This window comes from Streptococcus suis, from assembly GCF_002964575.1.
Lineage (GTDB): Bacteria > Bacillota > Bacilli > Lactobacillales > Streptococcaceae > Streptococcus > Streptococcus suis_R.
Window position 1 is genome coordinate 1 of the sequence record NZ_POQQ01000028.1, and the last position, 465, is coordinate 465.

Consider the following 465-nt stretch of genomic DNA (forward strand, 5'->3'; position numbering starts at 1 on the left):
GTCCGTGCTAACTGGTCTAACTCTTCACTAGCTTGTACAGGATCAGCTTCGTAAATCTTAATATCTCTCTCAAATCCATACTTGTCCGTTCTTCGTGAATAATTCTTGAATGAATACACAACACCATCTGGCTTTATCCACTGATCAGAATCTTCTAGATAGGTCCAATTTTCAGGATTGGCATCACTCTTCTTGTAGCTTTTCTTCTGCTCTTTCTGATATGTTCCGTAGGGAATCAGAGGCGTTTTCTCCAGGTCATCAAGGATAAAGCTATAATTTTCTTCACTACCATAACCTGCATCCGCGACAATGTGTTGAAAGAGTTCTAAGGTTTGGATGGATTGAAGAAAGGGCTTGAGTGTACGAGTGTCAGTTGGATTCGGATACAATCCGTAAGCTAAGGCAAACTGGTTGTTTGTACCAAGTTGAAGGTTGTAACCGGGTTTGAGCTGACCATTCTTCATA

General features: G+C 41.1%; 1 protein-coding gene. It reads right to left on the reverse strand.

The window, feature by feature from the left end:
• Positions 1-465 (reverse strand): transposase (locus tag C1E58_RS02560; RefSeq protein WP_153055812.1); only part of this gene is annotated, 465 nt, incomplete at both ends.